We start from the raw sequence: 19,454 nt of genomic DNA on the forward strand, positions 1-19,454 counted from the left end.
CGACGGTCTTGGACCGCTTGCCGTTCCTCGAGTTGCCGCCGTTCTTGCCCGCGGGATCGTGCCGGTCATAGCCGAGATGGTCCGTCATCTCGCCCTCGAGGGCGGACTCCAACAGCCGTTTCGTCAGCTGCTGGAGCAGACCGCCCTCGCCCGTCAGCTGCAGGCCCTCGGCCTGAGCTCGGGCCACGAGCTCATTCAGGAACCGGTCATCGACAGCCGTCGGCGAGGCCCCCGCCTCAGACGCTACGGCTATGTTCTCGCTGGTCACAGGTGCAATCCTCCATGATCGGAGTTACACCGTTCCTTTTACAGTCCCTCTCCGGTGCCTATGAGTACCGGACTCCGGTCGCCTGTCCAGAGCGGGGGCGGGGCGCTGGCGAGGGGACGCGATGGCCGTTGTGGGAGGTTCTGGGCGATGTTGCCGCTCAGCAGGTGCGAAGCGCAGCGATTCCGCTGACTCACGCCTTCAGGTGAACTGCAAGAGCAGAAACGTATATTCACCCGGTCTTGGAGGAGTTGTAGGCAATTCTGGCGACCCTCCGACGGAAGGCTTTCCCATGCGGCGTCGTGCTGTGATGGTCACTGCTCTGTTCTCCCTGTCTGCCGTTGCTGTGTCCGCGGCTGCGGCTGCGGGACCTGTGATGCCTGTTGCCGGGACGGTCACATGGTGTTTGTCTTCTAGGGCGGCTCAGCACTTGGCGGATGACGGAGTTGTGGTCTCGGCTGGTGCTCCGGCTGTGCTCGACTCTTCGGGACCGGCCCCGTGTGTGCAGTGGCCGATGAAGGGCAAGATCGGTTTCGACCTGACCGAGGGGTCCTGGACTGCGGGTGGCGGCATGACCTTCACCAGGGCCTCGGACGGGCGCAGCCTGCGCTTCACCGGGGCGCACGGTGACTTGGCTCGGCGGTCGATGTCGGTGGATGCGGCTGTCGGAGATGAAGCGGCGCAGTCTGTTGATCTGTCCACGTACGAGCTCGACATGACGAAAATGACGGTCACCATGCCGTCTTTGAACTCGCCTGGCTCGGTGGAGGGCAGGCCGTTTGACACGATGCTGACGCAGGACGGTGCGGCGGTGTTCTCCAGGGCGTTCGGTGCGTCGCCGGTTGCCACCGGGGCCAGCCTGGCCACGGTCGCGGGCCGTGTCGATGTCGTGCCGGCTCTGGGCTGAGGCCGGATGCTGAGGGGGCCTGATGTCGGACCTGGCTGTCCTGGCATCCCGGGTGGTGTCCAGGCTGAGAAGGTCAGCGCCGCGGTGCTGGCGTGGGCACGGGATCTGAGACTGGTTGCCGGCGCTTTTGAGGAGAAGCGTCTGGTGGCCATGCGGCTGGGTGAACTCGCCGACCTGACCGTGCCGGGGGCGAGCGCCGACGATCTGGAGCTGACGGCCCAGTGGGCGGCATTCATCTGTCTGGTCGACGACCGGTTCGACCGCAGCCGGGTCGATATCGATCCGGAGGACGTCGCGTCGCTGTTTAACCAGTTACTGGACGTAATCACTGGCGGCGGCGCGGCAGGATCGGGCAGCGGGATCGAGCAAGCCCTGGATGACCTGTGGCGGCGTACGGCTCCGCGGATGTCCGCGCAGTGGCGGGAGCGGTTCGTTGCCGACTACCGCGACTTCGCCCTGGCCACGCGTGAAGAGGCCGCCGACCGCACAAACCAGACCCGTCTGGGGCTCAGCAACTACGTCCTGCGGCGTCGCAGGACCATCACCGCGCTGACCATGGCAGACATCCTGGAGTGCACCGCCGGCGCGCCATGGCCCGGCCTCTCCCACGGGGAAGAACTCATGGAGGCCTTGCGTCTGGCTGCGGCTGATGTGGCCGGCTGGACCAATGACCTGGTCTCGGCCGAGGAGGACCTACGGGAGGACCGCGACAACCTGGTGACCGTGCTGGGCCGTGAGCGCGGCTGCTCCCTGTCCTCAGCACGCGAGCAGGTCACCGGCATGCGAAATGACCGAGTCAGGGATTTCCAGGCGCTTGCCGCCTCGTTGACGGCCAGGGCCGCTCCCGGAACCGAGCAGGACAGAGTACGGCGCTACGTGGCGACCCTCGAGTCCTTCATGGCCGCGACCCTGCACTGGCTTGGCGTCACCCATCGCTTCGACGCCCGCTGGTCGCCCAGGTGCCCTACCCGGTCCATCTGACTGATCTCGTTCGCCCGGCCCCCTGCCGATCCGCGCCCCACCTTGCTTCCCATGCCCTCAAGGACTGTCCACCGATGAGACCCCCTGCCGCCGACCAGCTCCCCCCGGCCTGGCCGTCGTCGCGTCTGCCAGCAGCACTGCCTGCCGGACGCAGACGTCTTTTGGCGCACGTACTCAACCGGGTGGAGGCCGACGGTGCCGTGCGCGACGCCTGCCGAAGCCGGGTCCTTGAAACCGCGCTCGCCCTGGCGCTGGTGCAGCGGTGCGGATCTGGCCACCGCGACGCACGTAACCGCATGGTGCGTTACCTGGAACGCCACCGCGGCAGCGAAGAGCTGATGGACGCGGCCGTGGCCGCTTCCGCCCTGGGCCGCAGCACGGGGCACCCGCCACGTCACCTGGCCGTCGATGACATCGTCAGCCGTGTCCCGGACTTCACCGGACCTCGCAAGCGCGCCTTGGTCCACGCCATCTTCACCATGTTGGGCGCAGCTACCGCCCAGGACGAGGTTGGTCCCCATGCCTTCGATGTGAGTGCACTGCACCCCTGGGCTGTTGTGCAGGCCGTTGCCGTGAGAGCCGTCCTTAACCGGGCGGGAGGCAGAGCCCCGGCCAGCCAGGATGATGTCACCTTGCTGGTCTCCACCCAGCACCCGGGAACGGTGTGGGAGGGCAACCTCTTCATCCACCTGTCAGTTCTGCACGCCCTGGCGGACATGCCCGGCATGGAGAGCGTCGTCGAGGTTGGTCTGCGCACCGCCCTCAGGCACCAACGGGAGGACGGCGGCCTGCCCTTTGTCACGGACACTGACACGTGGTGCACCGTGACCGCGGGCCTTGCCCTATGTAGCGTCGGCGCACCGCGCGAGGTACTACATCGCATCGCCCGACACCTCGTGCACGTGCAGCACGCGAACGGCGGCTGGTCCTACACCGACGACGCTCAGCTCTCTGACACGGACTGCACCTCCGTCGCGGTCGAATTCCTGCATGATCTGGACGCGGACGCCTTCCGCGCTCCGATTCGGCGCGCCCTGGACGCCTTGATCGCGGTGCGCGGTGCCGACGGCGGATTCCCCACCTACGGATCAGGCACTCCCTCCGAGGCATGCATGACCGCCGCCGCGATCAACGCGCTCGGCACCCAAGGCCGCCACCATCACCTCACCCAGGCTGCTCTGCGTTTTCTCGCCGACCGCCAGATGCTTGACGGCTCCTTTCCTCCCGGCTGGAGCAGCAGTCGCCTGCACACCCTCTTCAGGGCGTATCTCGCCGCTCGCCCCTACCTCCGGCAGTCCCCTCCGACCGTCGCTGACATGTGCGGCCGGATCGCCGGGCTGGTTGGGACCGCACAGAACGCGGACGGCGGCTTCGGACAGCAGAACGGCGCCCCGAGCGATGCCATCAGCACCGCCTATGCCCTGATCATTCTGGCGGGACAGGGCGACCTTGCTTCCGCTGCCCGTGCCACCGACTACCTGCTCGCCCAGCAGCGTCCCGACGGAAGCATCATCTCCGTCCCCGACATGCTCGGCCCGCGTCCTTTCCCGTATCACGTCCCCTTGTTGACCGACGCGTTCGCTCTGCTTGCCCTGGGACACCTCACCCATCGCATCCGGCCGTCACGTCTCGTCATGCCGGGCCGCCGACTCAGCAGTGCTCAACCCGCCGAAAGGACCACCCCATGAACCCGTTCCGCCCCAAGTCGGCTGTCCCCTCCCTGCCGGGGAGCGTGTGCCTGGTGACGGGAGGTGCAGCAGGCATCGGGTGGGCCCTGACCCGCGCCTTGGCCGCGGCCGGGGCCCATGTCTTCGTGTGCGACAACGCCCAGGCCAGCCTCGACCAAGCCGCTGCTGACCTCGCCCAGCTGCCTGGGGCGCCATCCGTCGTGTTCACCCATGTCGACGTGACCGACCGCACCGCCCTTGAGGACTGGATCGCCAAAGTCCATGCCGAGCACGGACGCATCGACGTCCTGGTGCACAACGCCGCCTACATCCGTTGGGCGGACGTCGAAGAGATGACCGTCGAGCAGGCCCAGTTGTCCATGCGCACCGCCTACGACGCTCTGGTCTGCTCCGTCACAGCAGTGCTGCCGCTGATGCGGGCGGGCGGCGGTGGGCAGATCGTGGCGATGGGATCGGCCGCAGGACGGATCTTCGTCAAAGGACCATCGGCTGCCTACGCCGCGGCGAAGGCAGCCGTCGAGGCATACGCCGAGATGCTGCGCATCGAACTGGCCGGCACCAACATCGGCGTGACCCTGGTGCGTCCGGCCACCGTCATTGGCACTGACTTCTTCAAAGTCCACGTCCCCTCGGCCCGCATGCCCAGGATCGCCGACTTCCTGCCGCCCACCACGCCGGAGAAGGTCGCTGCCGCGACCGTTCAGGCAATCAGCAGCCGTCGGCCGGCCGTCGACATTCCTGGCTATCTGCCGTCGTTCTACCGCGCCTACGCCATGGCGCCCGAACTCACCCGCAAGGCCGCCGCAACCGGTGGCAGCGCCCGACGCGACTATGCCGCCGGGCGCCCCACAACTGCCCTGCCAGCGCAACCTCAGTCCATCCGAACCAGCGGCACCCATAAGGACGGACTCATCGCCCGTCTTCTGAAGAAGGCGGGGGGTAACGCCCACTTCGTGCGCGTCATGTCCCATATTGCGCCGGGCGTCGACCGGACGGCTCACCGACTCAGCGGGGGCCGGATGCTCCTCATGCCCGCAACGCTGCCCTCCCTGATGCTCACCACGATCGGCCGCCGCAGCGGCCAACCCCGGCAGACCCCCTTGCTGTGCCATCTTGAAGCAGACGGAAGCTATCTCGTCGTCGACACCAACTTTGGCCGCCCGCCGAGCCCCGCCTGGTCCCACAACCTCATCGCGACGCCCCGTGCAAGCGTGACCCGTCGCGGACGCACGCTACCGGTGACCGCCACCCTTCTGGAGGGAACCGAGCGAGCCGTTGCCTGGGACCACCTCGTCGAGGTCTGGCCCGCCTACGTCTCCTTCGCCCAACGCTCGGGGCGACGCTTGCGGATCTTCCGGCTCACCCCGGCCTGACCCCTCTTCTCCCCACCGAACCACCACCGCGGAGAACCCCCGTGACCCTGTCCCTTCGTCCCACCCCCATGGACCTGACCATGCACAGCATGGCCCAGGCCCATCCCTCGATCTCCCAGACCATCGGAGTGATCCTCCACCTGGAAGGAACCTCTCCCACCCTCGTCGAACTCCGCACTCATGTCGCCTCCCACCTGGAGCACGAGCCGCGCCTGACCCACTACCTGAACGGCCCCGGGCTCAAGGCCCGCTGGCACCACGATCCGACCCCCGACCTGACCCACCGCGTCCGCGAACAGCACCTCCCCTCAGGCGACGAGCAGATCGAGACGGCGCTGCCCGCCATCGTCGCGTACCCATTGCCCAGCACAGGCCCTCTGTGGGACATCTGCCTGCTGACCGGATATGCCCCTGGCCGCTATGCCGTCTGCCTGCGAGCGCACCACAGCACCCAGGACGGCATGGGTTTGGTCGGCACCCTGACCACACTGTTCGGTACCGCCCCCGCGCCCACCACGCAGCCCGCTCCCCACGCAGGCGCCGGAGCCTACCTGGGTACCGTGCGCGGCATGCTCGCCGCAAGCGCCACCAACAACGTGTGGAACGACACCGCGCTGCCTCTCACCGGTCATCGGGACATCCGCTGGGCGCATGTCCCCACGCAGCGATTGCGGAAAGCCGCCACCGTCCGTGGCGGCGACACGAACGACGCCTTCCTGGCTGCCCTCAGCGGCGCCCTGCGCACGTGGACATCACAATCCTGGCCCCGGGGCGCCGACAGGCCGCTGCCAGCTGTCACCATGGTCAACCTGCGCCAGGCTGAGGAACACGACCGGCCCGGAAACTACTGCACCTTCGCATCCGCGCCCCTTCCTTGCCACCAGCCGACAGCGGAAGGGCGCCTCGAGCACGTCATCGCCGCCACTCGCACCACGAAAGACCCGACCCGCCACAAGGCCATGCGCACCGTGATGGACCTCGTCCCCGCACGCGCCTTCCGGGCCCTGGCCGCCCGGCTGACCACACCCGACCGGGCCACCATCACCACCTCCTACCTCGCCATCCATCGACCTCTCCGCTACAAGCAGGACCCCGTCACCTGCATCCAGCCCTTCAACTGGCTCCCACGGCACCAGCCGGCGTCGATCGTGGCCTGCAGCTACAACGGAACCACCAGCGTCTGCTTCGTCACCGACGCCGCTCTCCCCGGACTGAACCACCTGCCCAGCCTGTTCCATGACGCGGTGGACGACCTCCCGCACCCCGACGACGACTCGCACGTACCGGGCCAACCTTCCCGCACCGAGGGGACGACCCCAGCACACGCCCCCGACTACGACACCGCAACTGTCATTGATTTCGCGTTCATCAAAGACATCCTGGTCCAACAGGCGGGTTTGGCGGCTGCCCGAATCACTCCCCGGGCCACTCAGTCAGAGGCCGGCATCGACTCCCTGGCCGTTGCCCTGCTGTCTATGACTTGCGAGGACCGCCTGGGCATTCTGATCACCGAAAGCGAACTGGCGAAGGCACCCACCGTTACCGACCTGGTCGACCTGGTGGCCCGACGGGCAGCCTCGCCCTCCCGCCATGAAGGTCCGGGTGTGCCGGCTCCCCACCCACTGGCAGATCGCCCCCACGCAGTGCCTGAGGCGTAGTTGCGCCCCTTCCCATTGCCCGCAAGACTCGACCATCACCCGCCGAGACCAGGGGCAGCGGAATCACAACGAGCGACCGGTAAGTCCAAGGTCCCGAAGGCGAAGCCTCCCCTGGCGTCCCGCGGATGAGCAGCACAGAGAAGACGGACCGTTGATCTTTGCCCGCAAAACCACGACCCCAACGCCGACGTCTGCCGCGCGGCTGATCGGCCTGGGGTCCTACCTGCCCCCGCAGAAGGTAAGCAACGACGACTTGACCTCACGCCTAGACACGACGGACGAATGGATCCGTACCCGCATCGGCATCGCTGAGCGACACATCGCCGATCCGGCGACGGCCACCAGTGACCTGGCGGTAGAGGCAGGACGACGGGCGATGAAATCGGCGGAGGTCGAACAGGTCGACGCCGTAATCCTGGCCACCGTTACTCCGGACCATCCCGTGCCCGGCACCGCGCCCCTGGTGGCCCACCAACTCGGCCTCCGACACGTCCCCGCCTTCGATCTCGGCGCAGGCTGCTCGGGCTTCGTCTACGCCACCACCGTCGCAGCAGGACTCATCCACGCGAGAGCCGCCGGCACCGTGCTGGTCATCGGAGCGGAGAAGATGTCGGCCGTCATCGACCCCGACGACCGCTCTACCGCGCCGATCTTCGGCGACGGAGCAGGCGCAGTCGTACTCACAGCCGGACACGCTGACGAACCAGGAGCTTTCGGACCAGCCGCATGGGGCAGCGACGGCGAGCACGCAGACGCCATCTACATCCCCGATGGGGGCTCCCGCCGCCCCGAACACGCAACCGACGACATGAAGAATCGGTACGTACACATGAAGGGAAACGAAGTATTCCGGCACGCGGTGCGCCGCATCACTCACGTGACACAGGAAGCAGCCTCCGCTGCGGGATGGAGCATCCAGGACATTGACCGACTGATCGTCCATCAAGCAAACGCACGCATCACTACGGCCGTGGCCAACACCCTGGGAATCCCGCCACAGCGCGTACCGTCCAACATCACCCACGTCGGCAACACCTCCGCGGCCTCCATCCCCCTGCTGCTGAGCCACTGTGCGATCGACGGGCAACTCAAAGCCAGGCAACGAGTCCTCGTGACCTCTTTCGGTGCAGGCTTCACCTGGGCGGCCACCACTTTGCTATGGCCCAGCGGCCTTCAAGCTCTCAACTGAGTGCGATCTCCCGCGTTCCTGTCAGCAGGCGACCTACCTGACCTCTCTCCCGCCGACGTCCCACGCTTGACGTCACCGCCGCACTGAGGCCCGACCACGCCCGTACACCCGTGGTGACCTGGGGAACTCCGGGGCGCTGTGAAGGCCCGCGCAACAGTTGGCTCAACCGTTGGCGTACTGGCGCGCCGCCGAGGGGGATGAAGACTCCGCCCGGAAGGTGCGCAGCGGAGCTGGCTGTCCGTCGGCGTGTTTCACCGTGCGTTGATGCTCTTGCGCGGCTGGAGCCGCATGGAGAAGCCTCTGGGGGCAAGTGAGGCTCTGGGAACGGGCCGGACTTTGGCGCCGGGCAGGTGGGTGAGTTCCCAGCGTGCGGCGATGGTGGCGAGGACGAGGGTGCGCTGACCGGCAGGAAAGGCGACGAGGCCGCCGCGGAGAAGCTCAACATCCCGGTGCACTTGGCCCACGGCATCACCATGGGCGCGGTCCGCGGGGCACTCGCCCTGACCGGCCTGGGCCCGGTGGCGGCAACCGCAGTGCACTACGCCGCCGTCTGGGGCGGCGACGTAATGCTCTACCGCAGCCTGGGCATCGCCCCCTGGCCATGGAAATGGCAGAAACAGGAACTGGCCACCGACCTGTTCCACAAAGGCATCTACGCCATCGCCACCGGCATCACCTTCGAACTCCTGCGCAACACCGCCACCCTGACTCACCGGCCCCGGCAGTAGGGACTGGAGCGCGTCTCACGCCTTCGAAACCGGCATGACGCGGCCCCTCAGCCCCGCCTCGGCCCGTGATCGCCGATCTTCCGACGAACCGACGTCCCGATGATCCCGCTGTACCGAGGGGGCACCGAGCACCTCGAAGACAGCACCCCGTGCGGCTGCGCGTATGGCTCTCCAACCAGAAAAACCGACCATCTGATCCACGGGACACTGCCTAGCCGGGCGGACGGACCTGCCGTGCCCCGCGGGCAGGGCGCCGTAGTAGAAGCTGTGTGCCTTGCGAGGCGCCAGGCCAGTCACCTGCCTTTTTTGTTGAACCATCCGAGCGACTGGACGACGGACGCGCCGATAACGAGGATGCCGAGAGGAACGACCGTGAACCAGGTGGCATCGGCTTTCATGGCCGCGAGCAGGGCGATGGCGCCAAGCGCCAGCGCCAAGAGCACGAGCATGCCCAGAAGCACTCGAATCTTGGAAACCATCGGAGGACTCTCCAATGCTCAGGCGGGCTCTATTGACCAGACAGCGTTCGCTACCCGTTGGACGGCTGGCGACGGTTGCCCAGTAGGGAGTCAGCAAGCTCCCCGGCGTGACACCACGGCTCCGTCAGGAAGCTCATGGAGTGAGTCTCCCAACGCTGCCTTCCCGAGGCGTCAGTAGAAATACGTAATCGAAGACGTAGGTCACCGGTCGGCCCGGGGCGGGGCAGCGGCCAGCCGTACAGTGAGCCATTGGCAATCTCACCTGTAGGATGGCCAGTTGGCCTGACGGACGGATGAAGCCCCTGGTAGATGGGTTTTCGACCAAGAGAACCGTCTCCACCTGAGGCTTCGTATACTTGTCTACCCGTCCGGCGTCGACGTTTCCAGCTCTGCCGTGCGCTTCCTCACTGCCCGCCTGAGGAACACCGTCGTGTTCCCGGCGCCCGATGGCGGCGCCTGAGCGCGGGGCGCCAGGCCCTGCTCACCCTCGTCTACCTCCGCAACGGCCAGCCGTATGCCCAGCTCGCGGCTGGTTTCAGGATCGGCACCACCACCGTCTACCGCTACGTCACCGAGGCCGTCGGGCTCCTGGCCGTCCTCGCCCCCACGCTGGCCGAAGCCATGCGGGCCGCGTCGATGAAGGCGTTGATCCTGGACGGGACGCTTCTGCCGATCGACCGGATCGCCGCCGACCGTCCCTTCTATTGGGGCAAACACAAGAAGCACGGCATGAACGTGCAGGTCATAGCCGACCCAAAGGGGCGTCTGCTGTGGGCTTCACCGGCCCTGGCCGGTGCCGTCCATGACATCCGGGCGGCCCGCGAGCACGACATCATCGACGCTCTCGCCGAGGCCGGCATCAGCTGCTGGGCGGGCAAGGGCATCCAAGGCGCAGGCGGCACGGTCCGCCTCCCATACCGCGGCCGGTGGGACCGCCTCTCCGTCGGTCAGCGTGCCGTCAACCGATGCCACGCAAAGATCCGGGCCCTTGTCGAACAGGCCATCGCCACCCTCAAGTCCTGGCGGATCCTCCGCAGGCTCCGCTGCTCGACGACCCGAATCACCAGCCTCGTCCAAGCCGTCCTCACCCTCCATCTGGCCAGCTCAAGCTGAGGATGGAAAAGGCTCCCCTAACAGCCCGAAGCGAATTCCGCCCGTGACCCGAGTGCCGCCGACGCCGTTGTCCCGGACAGCGCGCGCATGCCCCCAGTCCCCTGGCATGCGCGCGCCCGCAAGGGGGCCCTGGTATCCCGGGCACAGGTCCAAGGCCCCGCTGGCGGGGTGGGTGTGCGGCCTATCGGCGGTGTGCGGTGATGACGAGGTTGGACCGGTAGTCGTTGGCCGCGTCGTCCCAGTCGGCGCAGGTGATCAACGTCAGCTGAGGGATGGGAGTCGGGGCGTAGACGCGCTCCGAGGGGAAGTTGTTCTTGGGCCAGACGGTCATGGTGGTGACGGTGAAGGTGACGGTGGTCCGGTCGCGGCGTTTGAGGGTGATGCGGTCGCCGTTGCGCAGGGCGCCGAGCCCGTAGAAGGCTGCGGGGCCGGTGGTGGAGTCCAGGTGGCCGACGAGAATGGTGTTGCCGTTCTCTCCGGGGGTGGGTGAGCCGGTGTACCAGCCGGCGTGGTCCGCGTCGGCGGGCATGGCTATCGCACCGTCGGCGGCTGTGGTGACCTTTTCGACCGTCGTCGTCAAACCGAGCTTGTGGATCTCTATGCCGTAGGGCTCGGAGCGGGGCAGGGCCGGGATGTCCGGCCCCCAGCGGTGACGGGTAGCGGACTGGCTGCTGCGGGCGGCGTCCGGTGGTGGGTCTGGGGGTGGCGGGTGTGCGGTCAGGGCGGTGTAGGCCAGCAGCGCGAGGGCGGTGGTGGTGAAGCCGGTGGCCGCCGCGGTGCACATTCCGCGGCGGCCACTTGGCCAGCGGCTCGGCATCCGGCGGGCCGAATCAGCTCTGGCGGCTGGTGCGGCGGCGCAGATATACCGCGCCTCCTGCGGCGATGAGCAGGCCGCCTGCGGCGGCGAGCGCCGTGGTGTCACCGGACTGGGTGCCGCCCAGGCCGCCGGAGACCGCGCCGGCGGGGGCCATCTTCAGCGGGCCGCACAGGGCGGGGTTGGTGGCCTCGGAGGGCAGCTTGGGGTCGAGGTCGCTGGGGCCCAGGACGTTGTCGTACTTGCCGTTGCCGTTGAAGTCGATGCCGTGCACCACGACGACAGCGTTCTCGTTGCGCAGGCTGGCCGCGGTTTCGTCGTCGACGGTGATGGTGCGGTGGTAGGTGTAGGAGGCGCCCATGGGGAAGCGGTCGACCGCGAGCGCGGAGTGGCTGGCGCCGGTGTCGCCGGTGGTGGTGAGTGAGGCGCCGATCTTGCCGTAGAACGGCAGGCCGTCGGTGGTGTTCAGGCTCAGCTGGCCGTTGTGCTTGGTGGCCGCGGAAGCCGGCGGGCACTGGCCCTTGGCCCCGATGTGGAAGTGCTGGGCGTGCGGGGCGTTCGCCAGCAGGCCGCGTGTCTTGATCGTCACGGTGGCCTGGTTGCCCTTCAGGTGCACCATCGCCGTGCCCGAACCGGTCACCTTGCTCGTCGGGATCGGCGACAGCGTCGCGTGCAGGGAACCGTCCCGCGAGGTGTCGTCTCCTGCGAACGCCACAGGCGCCAGGACCGTACCGGACGCTATCGCCGCTAGAACGGCGATAGCGGTGGCCGTCGTCTTCTTCATGCGTACTCCAGCTGAGAGTCGAGACCGGCTCCCCCGAACAGGAGGTGCGCCGCGTGCGCATACCGGTGCTTTCAGTCAAATATTGGGCGCCCGATCACAGGGAAGGCCACCCAAACGGTGCATTCGGGGGAATCGGCAGCAAGGGGGCGAACACCATCAGTTCGCTTGAGCGGAGCGCTTGTTCGCCTTCCGTGTGTGTGCTTCTCGCGCCCCCTGTCCGACCGGCCTCGCCGCACGCACCATGGGAGCTGTGGCTTCCGGTGATGAAGAAGGTCAGGGCGCGGCACTGGAGCCGGTCGGGCGGTCGATGCGGTCCGGCTGACCGAGCAGCTGCGTGCGTCGAGGGCCTCAGTGGTGCTGGCCCACCGGGTGCGGGAAGCGCATCCGGGGAGCGGGGGTGGGGTGCGCTGGGGTACTCGGGGTGGGGTGCGTACGCAGGGTGAGCTGGGGATCCACCGGGCGCAGGCGTACCAGCTGATCGTCATGGGCCCCTTGCGGTACGGCAGCACTGGCCCGGCCGGGCGTGTCCAGTACTCCCGGGCGGGCTGGGGCAGCTCAGTCGGCGGCGAGCCCGACTTTGGTGTAGTAGCGCTCGAGGTGTGCCGGGTTGTGGGTGGCCAGGCCGATGTGGCCGTCGGGGCGGATCAGGAACAGGCCCGTGCCGAGGGCTTGCGCCAGGGCGCCGCCGGTCACCTGCAGGGTGCGGACGGCCGGTGGTACGGGGGGTGGTGTGCTGTTCACTGCGAGCAGGGTGAAGTGGGGGCCTGCGAGCAGTTCGAAGAGCTGTCGCGGGGTGTCGTGGGCGGCTGCGTCTGCCAGGGTGTATGCGAGGTCGGGGGCGCGGTCACCTGCTTGAAGGATGGTGGGTGTGAGGTGTTCTCGGGCCTCGGTGCTCAGGGGGCTGTCACGGTAGTGGACGGGCAGGAGCGTGAGGCGGTTTCGGTGGCGGGCGCGCTCGCGGCTTCCTTCGGGTTTGCGGCCGAGGCGGTAGAGCTGGGCGCTGAGGTCGAGGACGTCGTGGGCGGCAGGGCGGCGTTCGGCGTCATAGCTGTCCAGCAGCGTGTCGGGGGCGTTGCCGTGCAGGACTTGGCCCAGTTTCCAGCCCAGGTTGTAGGCGTCGTGGACGCCGATGTTCAGGCCTTGGCCGCCGCCGGGCGGGTGGACGTGCGCGGCGTCGCCCGCGAGGAAGACCCGTTTGTCGCGGAAGCGTTCGGCCAGTGCTGTGCGGGGCTTGTAGGAGGAGGTCCACTGGACGTCGGTGACGGCCGTTGGGGGCAGGTGGGTGCGGGTGGCGATCAGTTCCCGGATCCGTTGCGGGCAGGGGTCGTTCTCCGCGTCGCCGACCGGGGCGGTGAGCTGGAACTGGTCGGTTCCGGGCAGCGGGCATAGCAACAGTTCGCCGCCCGGCCCGTCCGGCCACATGTGCCAGTGCTCGCGGTCCAGGCCGTCGAGACGCACGTCCGCGACCACCGCCGCGTGCAGTGGGCCGCCCTCGGCCTTCATCGTGATGCCCAGCGCCTCGCGGACGGTGCTGCGTCCGCCGTCGGCGCCGACCAGATAGGCGGCATTCAGGGTGCGGCTGACGCCGTCGGTTTGTGTCACCTCTGCCTGCACCTGCTGGTCGCTCTGACGCAGGGCCGTCAGCCGAGTGCCGTATTCCACCGTCCCACCCAAGGCCAGGAGCCGGTCTTGGAGGACTTGCTGCGTCCGCCATTGCGGCACCAGCCACTGCACGGGATACCGCGACGCGGGCGCCTGCGGGTCGCGTTGCACCAACTGCCATTCGCCCTCTCGGCAGCCGTTGCGCCAGGTCTGCATGGGCGGAAGGGGGCGGCCGGCCTCCCGCAGCGCTTCCATGACGCCGAGATCGTCAAAGGCCTCTTGGGTGCGCGGCTGCAGGCTCAGGCCGCGTGACCCTGCGAACTGGCGGTCGGCCGCCTCGACGATGCGGCTGCGTACGCCGCGCCGGGCGAGGTCGACCGCGAGGGTGAGGCCGGTCGGGCCGGCGCCAACGATGAGAACCTCAACAGCGTTCCTCAACTCGGCTTGGAGGGAGGGGTCGGCGGGCATAACTCACCGCTTTCTGCCGTCGGCCACGGCCTAGAAGGGGTGCGACTTTGCAGGATCTGTCACGCAATGCGTTAAAGATCGGACATTCCTATTGGCAGGGTGGCTTCGTCGTCCGGCCACCCGCGTGCACCCGCATGGCCGGACGGCCAGGCCCCCCTCCGAGGCTGCTATATCAAGCCAAGCTGTTTAAGAGAGATCTTCAGCGGTGATCTGCTGCGTGGGCTGATCTCCTCGTTCGAGGATCTTGAACAGCTGCCTGGAGATCGCGCGCTTCAGGCAGCGCTGCGCATCCCGGGAGGCCTTGCCCTCCCCGATCCTGCGCGCGACGTACGACTTCGTGGCGGGGTCGAGCCGCATGCGGATCAGGGTGATGGTGTGCATGGCCCGGTTGAGCTGCCGGTTTCCGCTGCGGTTGAGGCGGTGCCGGCTGGTGAGTCCGGAAGATGCGGGGATTGGGGAGACGCCGGCGAACGAGGCAAAAACTGCTTCCGAGCGGAACCTCCCCTGATGGGACCAGCTGACCAGAACCTGGGCCGCGGTGATCGGCCCGACGCCAAGCAGGCCGAGAAGGTCCGGGGCCATCTGCCTCACCAGGGCCAGGATCTCCTTTTCAAGATCTTTTGCTTCCGCTTGCAGGCACTGGATGCGTTGGGCAGTGCAACGAAGGGCCCGTGCTGTCATCCGGTATTCAAGGTCCTGGGCGGGGCGGTCGCGGAGCTGGGCGCAGTGGGTGACCTGGGCCGGGCGCTTGAGTTTCCGCAGCTCGGCGCGGAGGTTGTCCGGTGCGGAGACGATCAGGGCTTTGAGCTGGTTGATCGCCGCAGTGGAGGCAAGGACTGCACCCTGGCGGGTGGCGAGGAGGACGCGCAGTGCCTCGCGTTCGCCGCGGAGTCGGGGCTGCATCAGGTGCTCGGTGGCCAGGGCCTCCTTCGCGTCGGAACCGGTGACCGGTGAGGCCAGCCACCGGTAGTAGGGCTGGCGGGCCAGCCCGAGCACCCGACACGTCACCGCCACCGGCACCCGGTGAGGGGCAGCGGCGGCGGCCAGCTCGCGGACGAGCGGGTACATCATTTTGACGGCAGGTTCGCCTGCGACAGATACGCCGCAGCCCTCCGCAGGACCTCGTTTCCCTGCTCCAGCAGCCGGATGCGCTTGCGGGCCTCGCGGAGCTCGGCCGACTCACCCGACGCTGTCGCGGGCCTGGCGCCCTCATCGGTGTCGGCACGGCGCAGCCACTCCGACAGCGTGATCGGGTGGACGCCGAAGTCGGCGGCGATCTGTTCCAGCGTGACGCCGGGCTCACGGTTGCGTGCGACCCGCACGACGTCCTCGCGAAACTCCTTCGGATACGGCTTGGGCACTGCAACATCCTTCCAGGCCGCCTCTCAGCAAGCCAGGCCAGGTGTCACTTGTCCGTGCAGCAGTCCCATCCGGACGATGTCGCGTCCTGGGACATCCCCGCTGAGCTAAGCGCCGTGTCCGAGGCGCGCCGCCGTGCTGCCGGCCGGCTCGGGCAGTGGGGTTTGGACGATGCGGTCTTCGCCACCGAACTGGTGGTCAGCGAACTGGCGACCAGCACGATTCGCTACGGCCGGCCACCCGTTCGTCTGCGCCTCATCCGCAACACTACGCGTCACACGCTGACCTGCGAGATCTTCGACACCAGCCCTGCCGCGCCGCATCTGCGCCATGCGCGGGCAAGTGACGAAGGAGGACGAGGACTGTTCATCTCCGGTGAGCTGTCGGACCGCTGGGGTGTGCGATGGTCCGATCAGGGCAAGACCGTGTGGACGGAATCCGCGCTCGATGCGTGAGCTGTGACTTCGCGACCGGCATCCCCCGGCACGCCAGCATGCGGGCGTCGCTGTAGACGACAGCCACGGTCAACGGCTCTGACCACCGCCCGAAGCTCACCTCTACGGTCGGCCGGGCATCCCCAGCCTGTGCCGCACGGCCTGCTCCGCTACTTGCTTGCCCTCGCGCAGGTCCGGCACGGTGGTTTCAGCCGCCGCGTACCAGCGGCCGTAGCGGTCGGAGAGGGCAATGGCGGACACCCCGTGCAGCAGGACGCTCAGACCGACGGTGACCGCGACCACCCTGCCCATCAGCTCCGTTCCGGGAAAGTGCTCCTCCACGACGAGGAGGGCCAAGACGATGGAGGCGAGACCTCGGGGACCGAACCACCCGATGTAGGCCACCGTGGGTGGTCGCAGCCGGCTGCCTGCCAACGCGAGGGCGACAGGCACCATTCTGACCACCGTCAGGCTGAGCACCGCGTAGACGACGATTCGCCACGTCAGATGCTCCAGCGCCGGGCCGAGCAGCACCGCGCCGAAGACCAGCAGGCTCAGGGCCGCCAGCAGCCCGCCGAGGTCTTCGGCGAAGTCGGCGGTACGGTCCGGCACCTCCGCCTCTGCCACCGGCCGGCGGCGCAGCCCAGTCGCGAAGGCGAACCCGGCCACCCAGGCGGCGATGAAACCACTGCCATGGGTGGCGACGGCCAGCCCGTAGGCGCCGGCCGCCACTGCAAGGACGAAGACCTGGCGCCACTCCCGAGACACCCACCCCTTGGCGCGGGCCCTCTGCAGGAGCAGGCCGCCCAGCAAGCCGACCGCCAGACCGAGTGCGGTGCTGAGCAGCAACGCACGCCAGAAAACCCCGAGTACGCCGTCATGTGAGGCGGTCGTACCGGGGTGCGCGGCCAGGAAGAGGACGAAGAACGGAAGCACACAGCCGTCGTTGAGGCCGCTTTCGACGTTGAGCCCTCGGCGCACGAGCACGGGTACACGAGGGCTGGAGATGGCAGTGGTGCTCACGGCCACGTCGGTGGGCGCGAGGATGGTGCCCAGCAGCGCCAGTTCCCAGGCGGTCAGGCCCGGCAGCAACGGCCACGCCAGCAGCCAGCCCGCCCCGACGGTCAGGGGCAGCCCGACGGCCAGCAGCCGGGCGGGCAGGAATCCCCCGCTGAGCAGGTCCCGCCGCCGGACGCTCATCGCGTCGATGAAGAGCACCAGGGCCAACGCGGCTTCCACCAGGGTAAGCACCGGACCTGCGTCATGTTCCAGATCGATCAGGTCGAGCCCGACGGGACCGATGAAGACCCCGCACACCACGAACACCAGAGCAAGAGACACGGGCGTTGAGGCGAGTCGACGCGAGGCCAGCGCGTATCCAGCGGTGACCGCGGCTACGGCCACGCCGGTCCACGAGCCACTACTCATCGGCTTCGAATACTCCGGTCTGGTGGCATGGGGCCCAATCCGCAACGGGGCGTTTAGGGAATATTGTGGCAACTGCGGCAGGCGCAGCCGCACCGACACGGAGAAAGGGCTATCCGGTTGCCCGAGCGCGGCCGACCCACGGGCGACCGAGCCCGGCTCGGACCCTTCCCCGGTCACAGCGAGCGACAACCGCTCACCGTTTTCATGAGAAGGCGATCGAGCCCAAAGGGGTAGAAAGCGAAGGAAAGACTTCTCGATTGGAGCCAGAAGGGAGCCCAGCGATGTTCGAGGAACGCAAAGACCGTCGACGTGCCAATCACGCCTTCGACCACGGCGAAGGCGTCACGCGATACCACCTGAAGCAGAAGGCGATGTCCATCGGGGACGACTACTGGATCGACAACGAGGCCGGCGATCATCTCTACAAGGTCAATGGCAAGGTTCTGCGCGCTCGCCATACCTACGAGATTGAGGACCGGGACGGCCGCAGCATCGCGACCGTGCGGAGCCGCCCATTGCGGATCAAGGACTCGATGTCCATCGAGGACGCTGACGGCAACCGCGTCGCTCTGGTCAAGAAGGCTCTCGTCAGCCCGCTGCGCGACCGCTGGCTCATCAAGCCCGAGGCCGGCGACGAGCTCACCGTTCAGGGCAACCTCGTGGACCACGAGTACACCATCGAGCGCGACGGCTACAAGATCGCCGAAGTCTCCAAGAAGTGGTTCCGCGTACGCGACACCTACAGCGTGGATATCAGCCCTGGCACCGACCACACTACTGTCCTGGCCGCCGCCGTCGCCCTCGACTCGATGGCCCACCCAGGTGACTGACGCCCCGCCCGGAAGTTGTGTGATGACCACAGTCGCATCCGGCAGTCATGCGCCGGTTCCGTTGGCTCGGATCAGCGGGCTGAAGAGGTGATCGCCTTCGGTAGCACAGGTCCACGCGATCACTGACCCCACCTTGCGGTGGCGCGGCTCCGGTGTTTCGCGAGCCGACATCTGACGAGGTCCGCCTCGTTGCCCGGCAGGTCGGTGAGACACCTCCCGTGCTGGTCGTCTTCGCGGCTGATGCGGGCGGGCCAAGCCTCTCATGGCCGTCTGCGTCGAGGGGAGCCGTAGAGCGCGAGCGAGCCTCAACGAGGCAGACGGTTGTCTGCCCGACCACGGCTCCCGCGTTCGCCGTGTCGGCCTTCGTGACGGTCCGTTGAGGTCGTCAGACCCGTGAACCCGATACCGGTGTAGCCGGTGGTCGTCCCGGTCTAACAAACCACCGCTAGTGTGATCTCGCCGCTGGGGCTTCCTGCGTCAGGTGACCAGCTCGGCGATGCTCCGGGCCGTCAGCCACAGGCCGATCACCAGGGAGAGCGTGACGACCAGCTGTTCTTGGTGCCGCTCCAGCGAGCTCCGCAGGGCATTCAAGTGTGCGTTCGCGGCTGCGGGCGCCCGGACCGCGTACATCTCCATGACAATGAGGCTGAGTGTGGCCAGCAGGCAGTAGCCGGTCAGCACGAGCCAGTCAGTGAGGGTGGAGAGGTTCGCCTCGATGGCAGTCGCGGCGCCGGCGCCGACCAGAGCCCAGGGCTGTAGCAGCCATGCCAGACCGGCTGCCGTGACCGGAGTGGCATGGTCGATCCGGGCGGTCCAGCGTGGCGGGGAGTGCGGGCGGGGCGGCCGGTGGTGCCGGTACGCGCTGTACAGCATCAGCGCCAGACCTATGGCGAGTTTCGCAGCGATCGCGGCGGTCGAGGGCACGCTGTGACGGGCCGGGGGCTGACCGCCGGTCAGCAGCACAACGACCGCGATCACCGTAATCAGGTTGGCCAGCCACGACAGCAGGAATGCCAGACCTTGACGAACGCCTCGCCGCGAGGAGAGCAACAGGATGAAGGCGCTGTTGTGCAGTGGCCCCAGGGAGATGGCCGTACCGATCACAACCAGGTTGAGGACCATCGGATCAGTCGCTCCTGGGTTCAGGGGCCGTCCGCCACCTGCGGACGAGGCGCTGGCCGGGAGAGGGATGCGGCGCTGCTGCGGTGCCACGTCCCGACTCTGCAGCTGGCGGCTCGGCTGGTCAAGCAGGCCACTCCCGCGAAGCCCTGCCGGCAGGAACGGCCGCAGTCGTTCCCCCCGCGGCACCTGTCAGGTCACTCCGCCCCACGTCCACCCCAACGACTCGGAAAAG

16 protein-coding genes and 3 pseudogenes are annotated in these 19,454 nt (G+C 67.9%); 10 read left to right on the forward strand and 9 right to left on the reverse strand.

All coding sequences use genetic code 11. From position 1 onward, the window contains the following. A partial coding sequence (locus tag AC07FK_RS29260; protein WP_479107962.1) for a transposase occupies positions 1-268 on the reverse strand: 268 nt, incomplete at its 3' end. Between the two features lie 511 nt (positions 269-779). Here AC07FK_RS29260 and AC07FK_RS29265 point away from each other — a divergent pair. The 7 genes from AC07FK_RS29265 (at position 780) to AC07FK_RS29295 (ending at position 8,789) form a co-directional block, all read left to right on the forward strand. Further along, positions 780-1,172 carry a hypothetical protein gene (locus AC07FK_RS29265; protein WP_479107963.1) on the forward strand — a complete coding sequence of 131 codons (393 nt, stop codon included), beginning with the start codon at positions 780-782 and terminating at the stop codon, positions 1,170-1,172. 150 nt (positions 1,173-1,322) lie between these two features. Beyond that, the gene (locus AC07FK_RS29270; protein WP_479108073.1) at positions 1,323-2,153 is read left to right on the forward strand and encodes a terpene synthase family protein; all 831 of its coding nucleotides are present in this window, start codon (positions 1,323-1,325) and stop codon (positions 2,151-2,153) included. A gap of 161 nt (positions 2,154-2,314) precedes the next feature. Continuing rightward, the gene (locus AC07FK_RS29275) at positions 2,315-3,841 is read left to right on the forward strand and encodes a prenyltransferase/squalene oxidase repeat-containing protein (RefSeq protein ID WP_479107964.1); all 1,527 of its coding nucleotides are present in this window, start codon (positions 2,315-2,317) and stop codon (positions 3,839-3,841) included. Continuing rightward, a complete protein-coding gene (locus AC07FK_RS29280; RefSeq protein ID WP_479107965.1) occupies positions 3,838-5,214 on the forward strand; it encodes an SDR family NAD(P)-dependent oxidoreductase in 1,377 nt (458 codons plus the stop codon). The genes AC07FK_RS29275 and AC07FK_RS29280 overlap by 4 nt, the downstream gene beginning before the upstream one ends. An 89-nt stretch (positions 5,215-5,303) precedes the next feature. Beyond that, positions 5,304-6,872 carry a wax ester/triacylglycerol synthase domain-containing protein gene (locus AC07FK_RS29285; RefSeq protein WP_479107966.1) on the forward strand — a complete coding sequence of 523 codons (1,569 nt, stop codon included), beginning with the start codon at positions 5,304-5,306 and terminating at the stop codon, positions 6,870-6,872. A 151-nt stretch (positions 6,873-7,023) separates the two neighbouring features. After that, the gene (locus tag AC07FK_RS29290) at positions 7,024-8,061 is read left to right on the forward strand and encodes a beta-ketoacyl-ACP synthase III (RefSeq protein WP_479107967.1); all 1,038 of its coding nucleotides are present in this window, start codon (positions 7,024-7,026) and stop codon (positions 8,059-8,061) included. 350 nt (positions 8,062-8,411) lie between these two features. Further along, positions 8,412-8,789: a hypothetical protein gene (locus AC07FK_RS29295; RefSeq protein WP_479107968.1), complete on the forward strand. Its 378-nt coding sequence runs from the start codon at positions 8,412-8,414 to the stop codon at positions 8,787-8,789. Between the two features lie 293 nt (positions 8,790-9,082). On the opposite strand, the gene AC07FK_RS29300 is transcribed toward AC07FK_RS29295, so the two are convergent. Next, complete coding sequence (locus AC07FK_RS29300) at positions 9,083-9,268, reverse strand: hypothetical protein (protein ID WP_210992464.1); 186 nt, start codon at positions 9,266-9,268, stop codon at positions 9,083-9,085. A 352-nt stretch (positions 9,269-9,620) separates the two neighbouring features. On the opposite strand from AC07FK_RS29300, the pseudogene AC07FK_RS29305 reads away from it, so the two are divergent. After that, positions 9,621-10,381 (forward strand): annotated as a pseudogene (locus AC07FK_RS29305) (transposase family protein). A 181-nt stretch (positions 10,382-10,562) separates the two neighbouring features. Here the strand turns inward: AC07FK_RS29305 and AC07FK_RS29310 are convergent. The 5 genes and pseudogenes from AC07FK_RS29310 to AC07FK_RS29330 form a co-directional block, all read right to left on the reverse strand. Further along, on the reverse strand, positions 10,563-11,165 hold the full coding sequence (locus tag AC07FK_RS29310; RefSeq protein ID WP_479107969.1) for a sortase domain-containing protein: 603 nt from the start codon (positions 11,163-11,165) through the stop codon (positions 10,563-10,565). A 46-nt stretch (positions 11,166-11,211) separates the two neighbouring features. Beyond that, positions 11,212-11,979: a hypothetical protein gene (locus AC07FK_RS29315; protein ID WP_479107970.1), complete on the reverse strand. Its 768-nt coding sequence runs from the start codon at positions 11,977-11,979 to the stop codon at positions 11,212-11,214. Positions 11,980-12,534: 555 nt separating this feature from the next. Further along, positions 12,535-14,049, reverse strand: coding sequence for an FAD-dependent monooxygenase (locus tag AC07FK_RS29320; RefSeq protein ID WP_479107971.1), 1,515 nt, complete (start codon positions 14,047-14,049; stop codon positions 12,535-12,537). A gap of 186 nt (positions 14,050-14,235) precedes the next feature. Beyond that, positions 14,236-14,982 (reverse strand): annotated as a pseudogene (locus AC07FK_RS29325) (transposase); the annotation flags it as partial. Continuing rightward, positions 14,983-15,410, reverse strand: a pseudogene (locus tag AC07FK_RS29330) (transposase); the annotation flags it as partial. It lies immediately after the preceding pseudogene. Between the two features lie 54 nt (positions 15,411-15,464). Between AC07FK_RS29330 and AC07FK_RS29335 the strand changes: the two are divergent. Next, positions 15,465-15,863 (forward strand): ATP-binding protein, encoded by a 399-nt coding sequence (locus AC07FK_RS29335; protein WP_479107972.1) that lies wholly within the window; start codon positions 15,465-15,467, stop codon positions 15,861-15,863. 102 nt (positions 15,864-15,965) lie between these two features. On the opposite strand, the gene AC07FK_RS29340 is transcribed toward AC07FK_RS29335, so the two are convergent. Further along, entirely contained in the window at positions 15,966-17,270 is a 1,305-nt protein-coding gene (locus AC07FK_RS29340; protein ID WP_479107973.1) for a cation:proton antiporter, read from the reverse strand. A 281-nt stretch (positions 17,271-17,551) separates the two neighbouring features. On the opposite strand from AC07FK_RS29340, the gene AC07FK_RS29345 reads away from it, so the two are divergent. Next, complete coding sequence (locus AC07FK_RS29345; RefSeq protein ID WP_479107974.1) at positions 17,552-18,100, forward strand: LURP-one-related/scramblase family protein; 549 nt, start codon at positions 17,552-17,554, stop codon at positions 18,098-18,100. Between the two features lie 477 nt (positions 18,101-18,577). On the opposite strand, the gene AC07FK_RS29350 is transcribed toward AC07FK_RS29345, so the two are convergent. Continuing rightward, positions 18,578-19,222: a GAP family protein gene (locus AC07FK_RS29350; protein WP_479107975.1), complete on the reverse strand. Its 645-nt coding sequence runs from the start codon at positions 19,220-19,222 to the stop codon at positions 18,578-18,580. Positions 19,223-19,454: the final 232 nt, after the last annotated feature.

This window comes from Streptomyces sp. NPDC046122, from assembly GCF_056429965.1.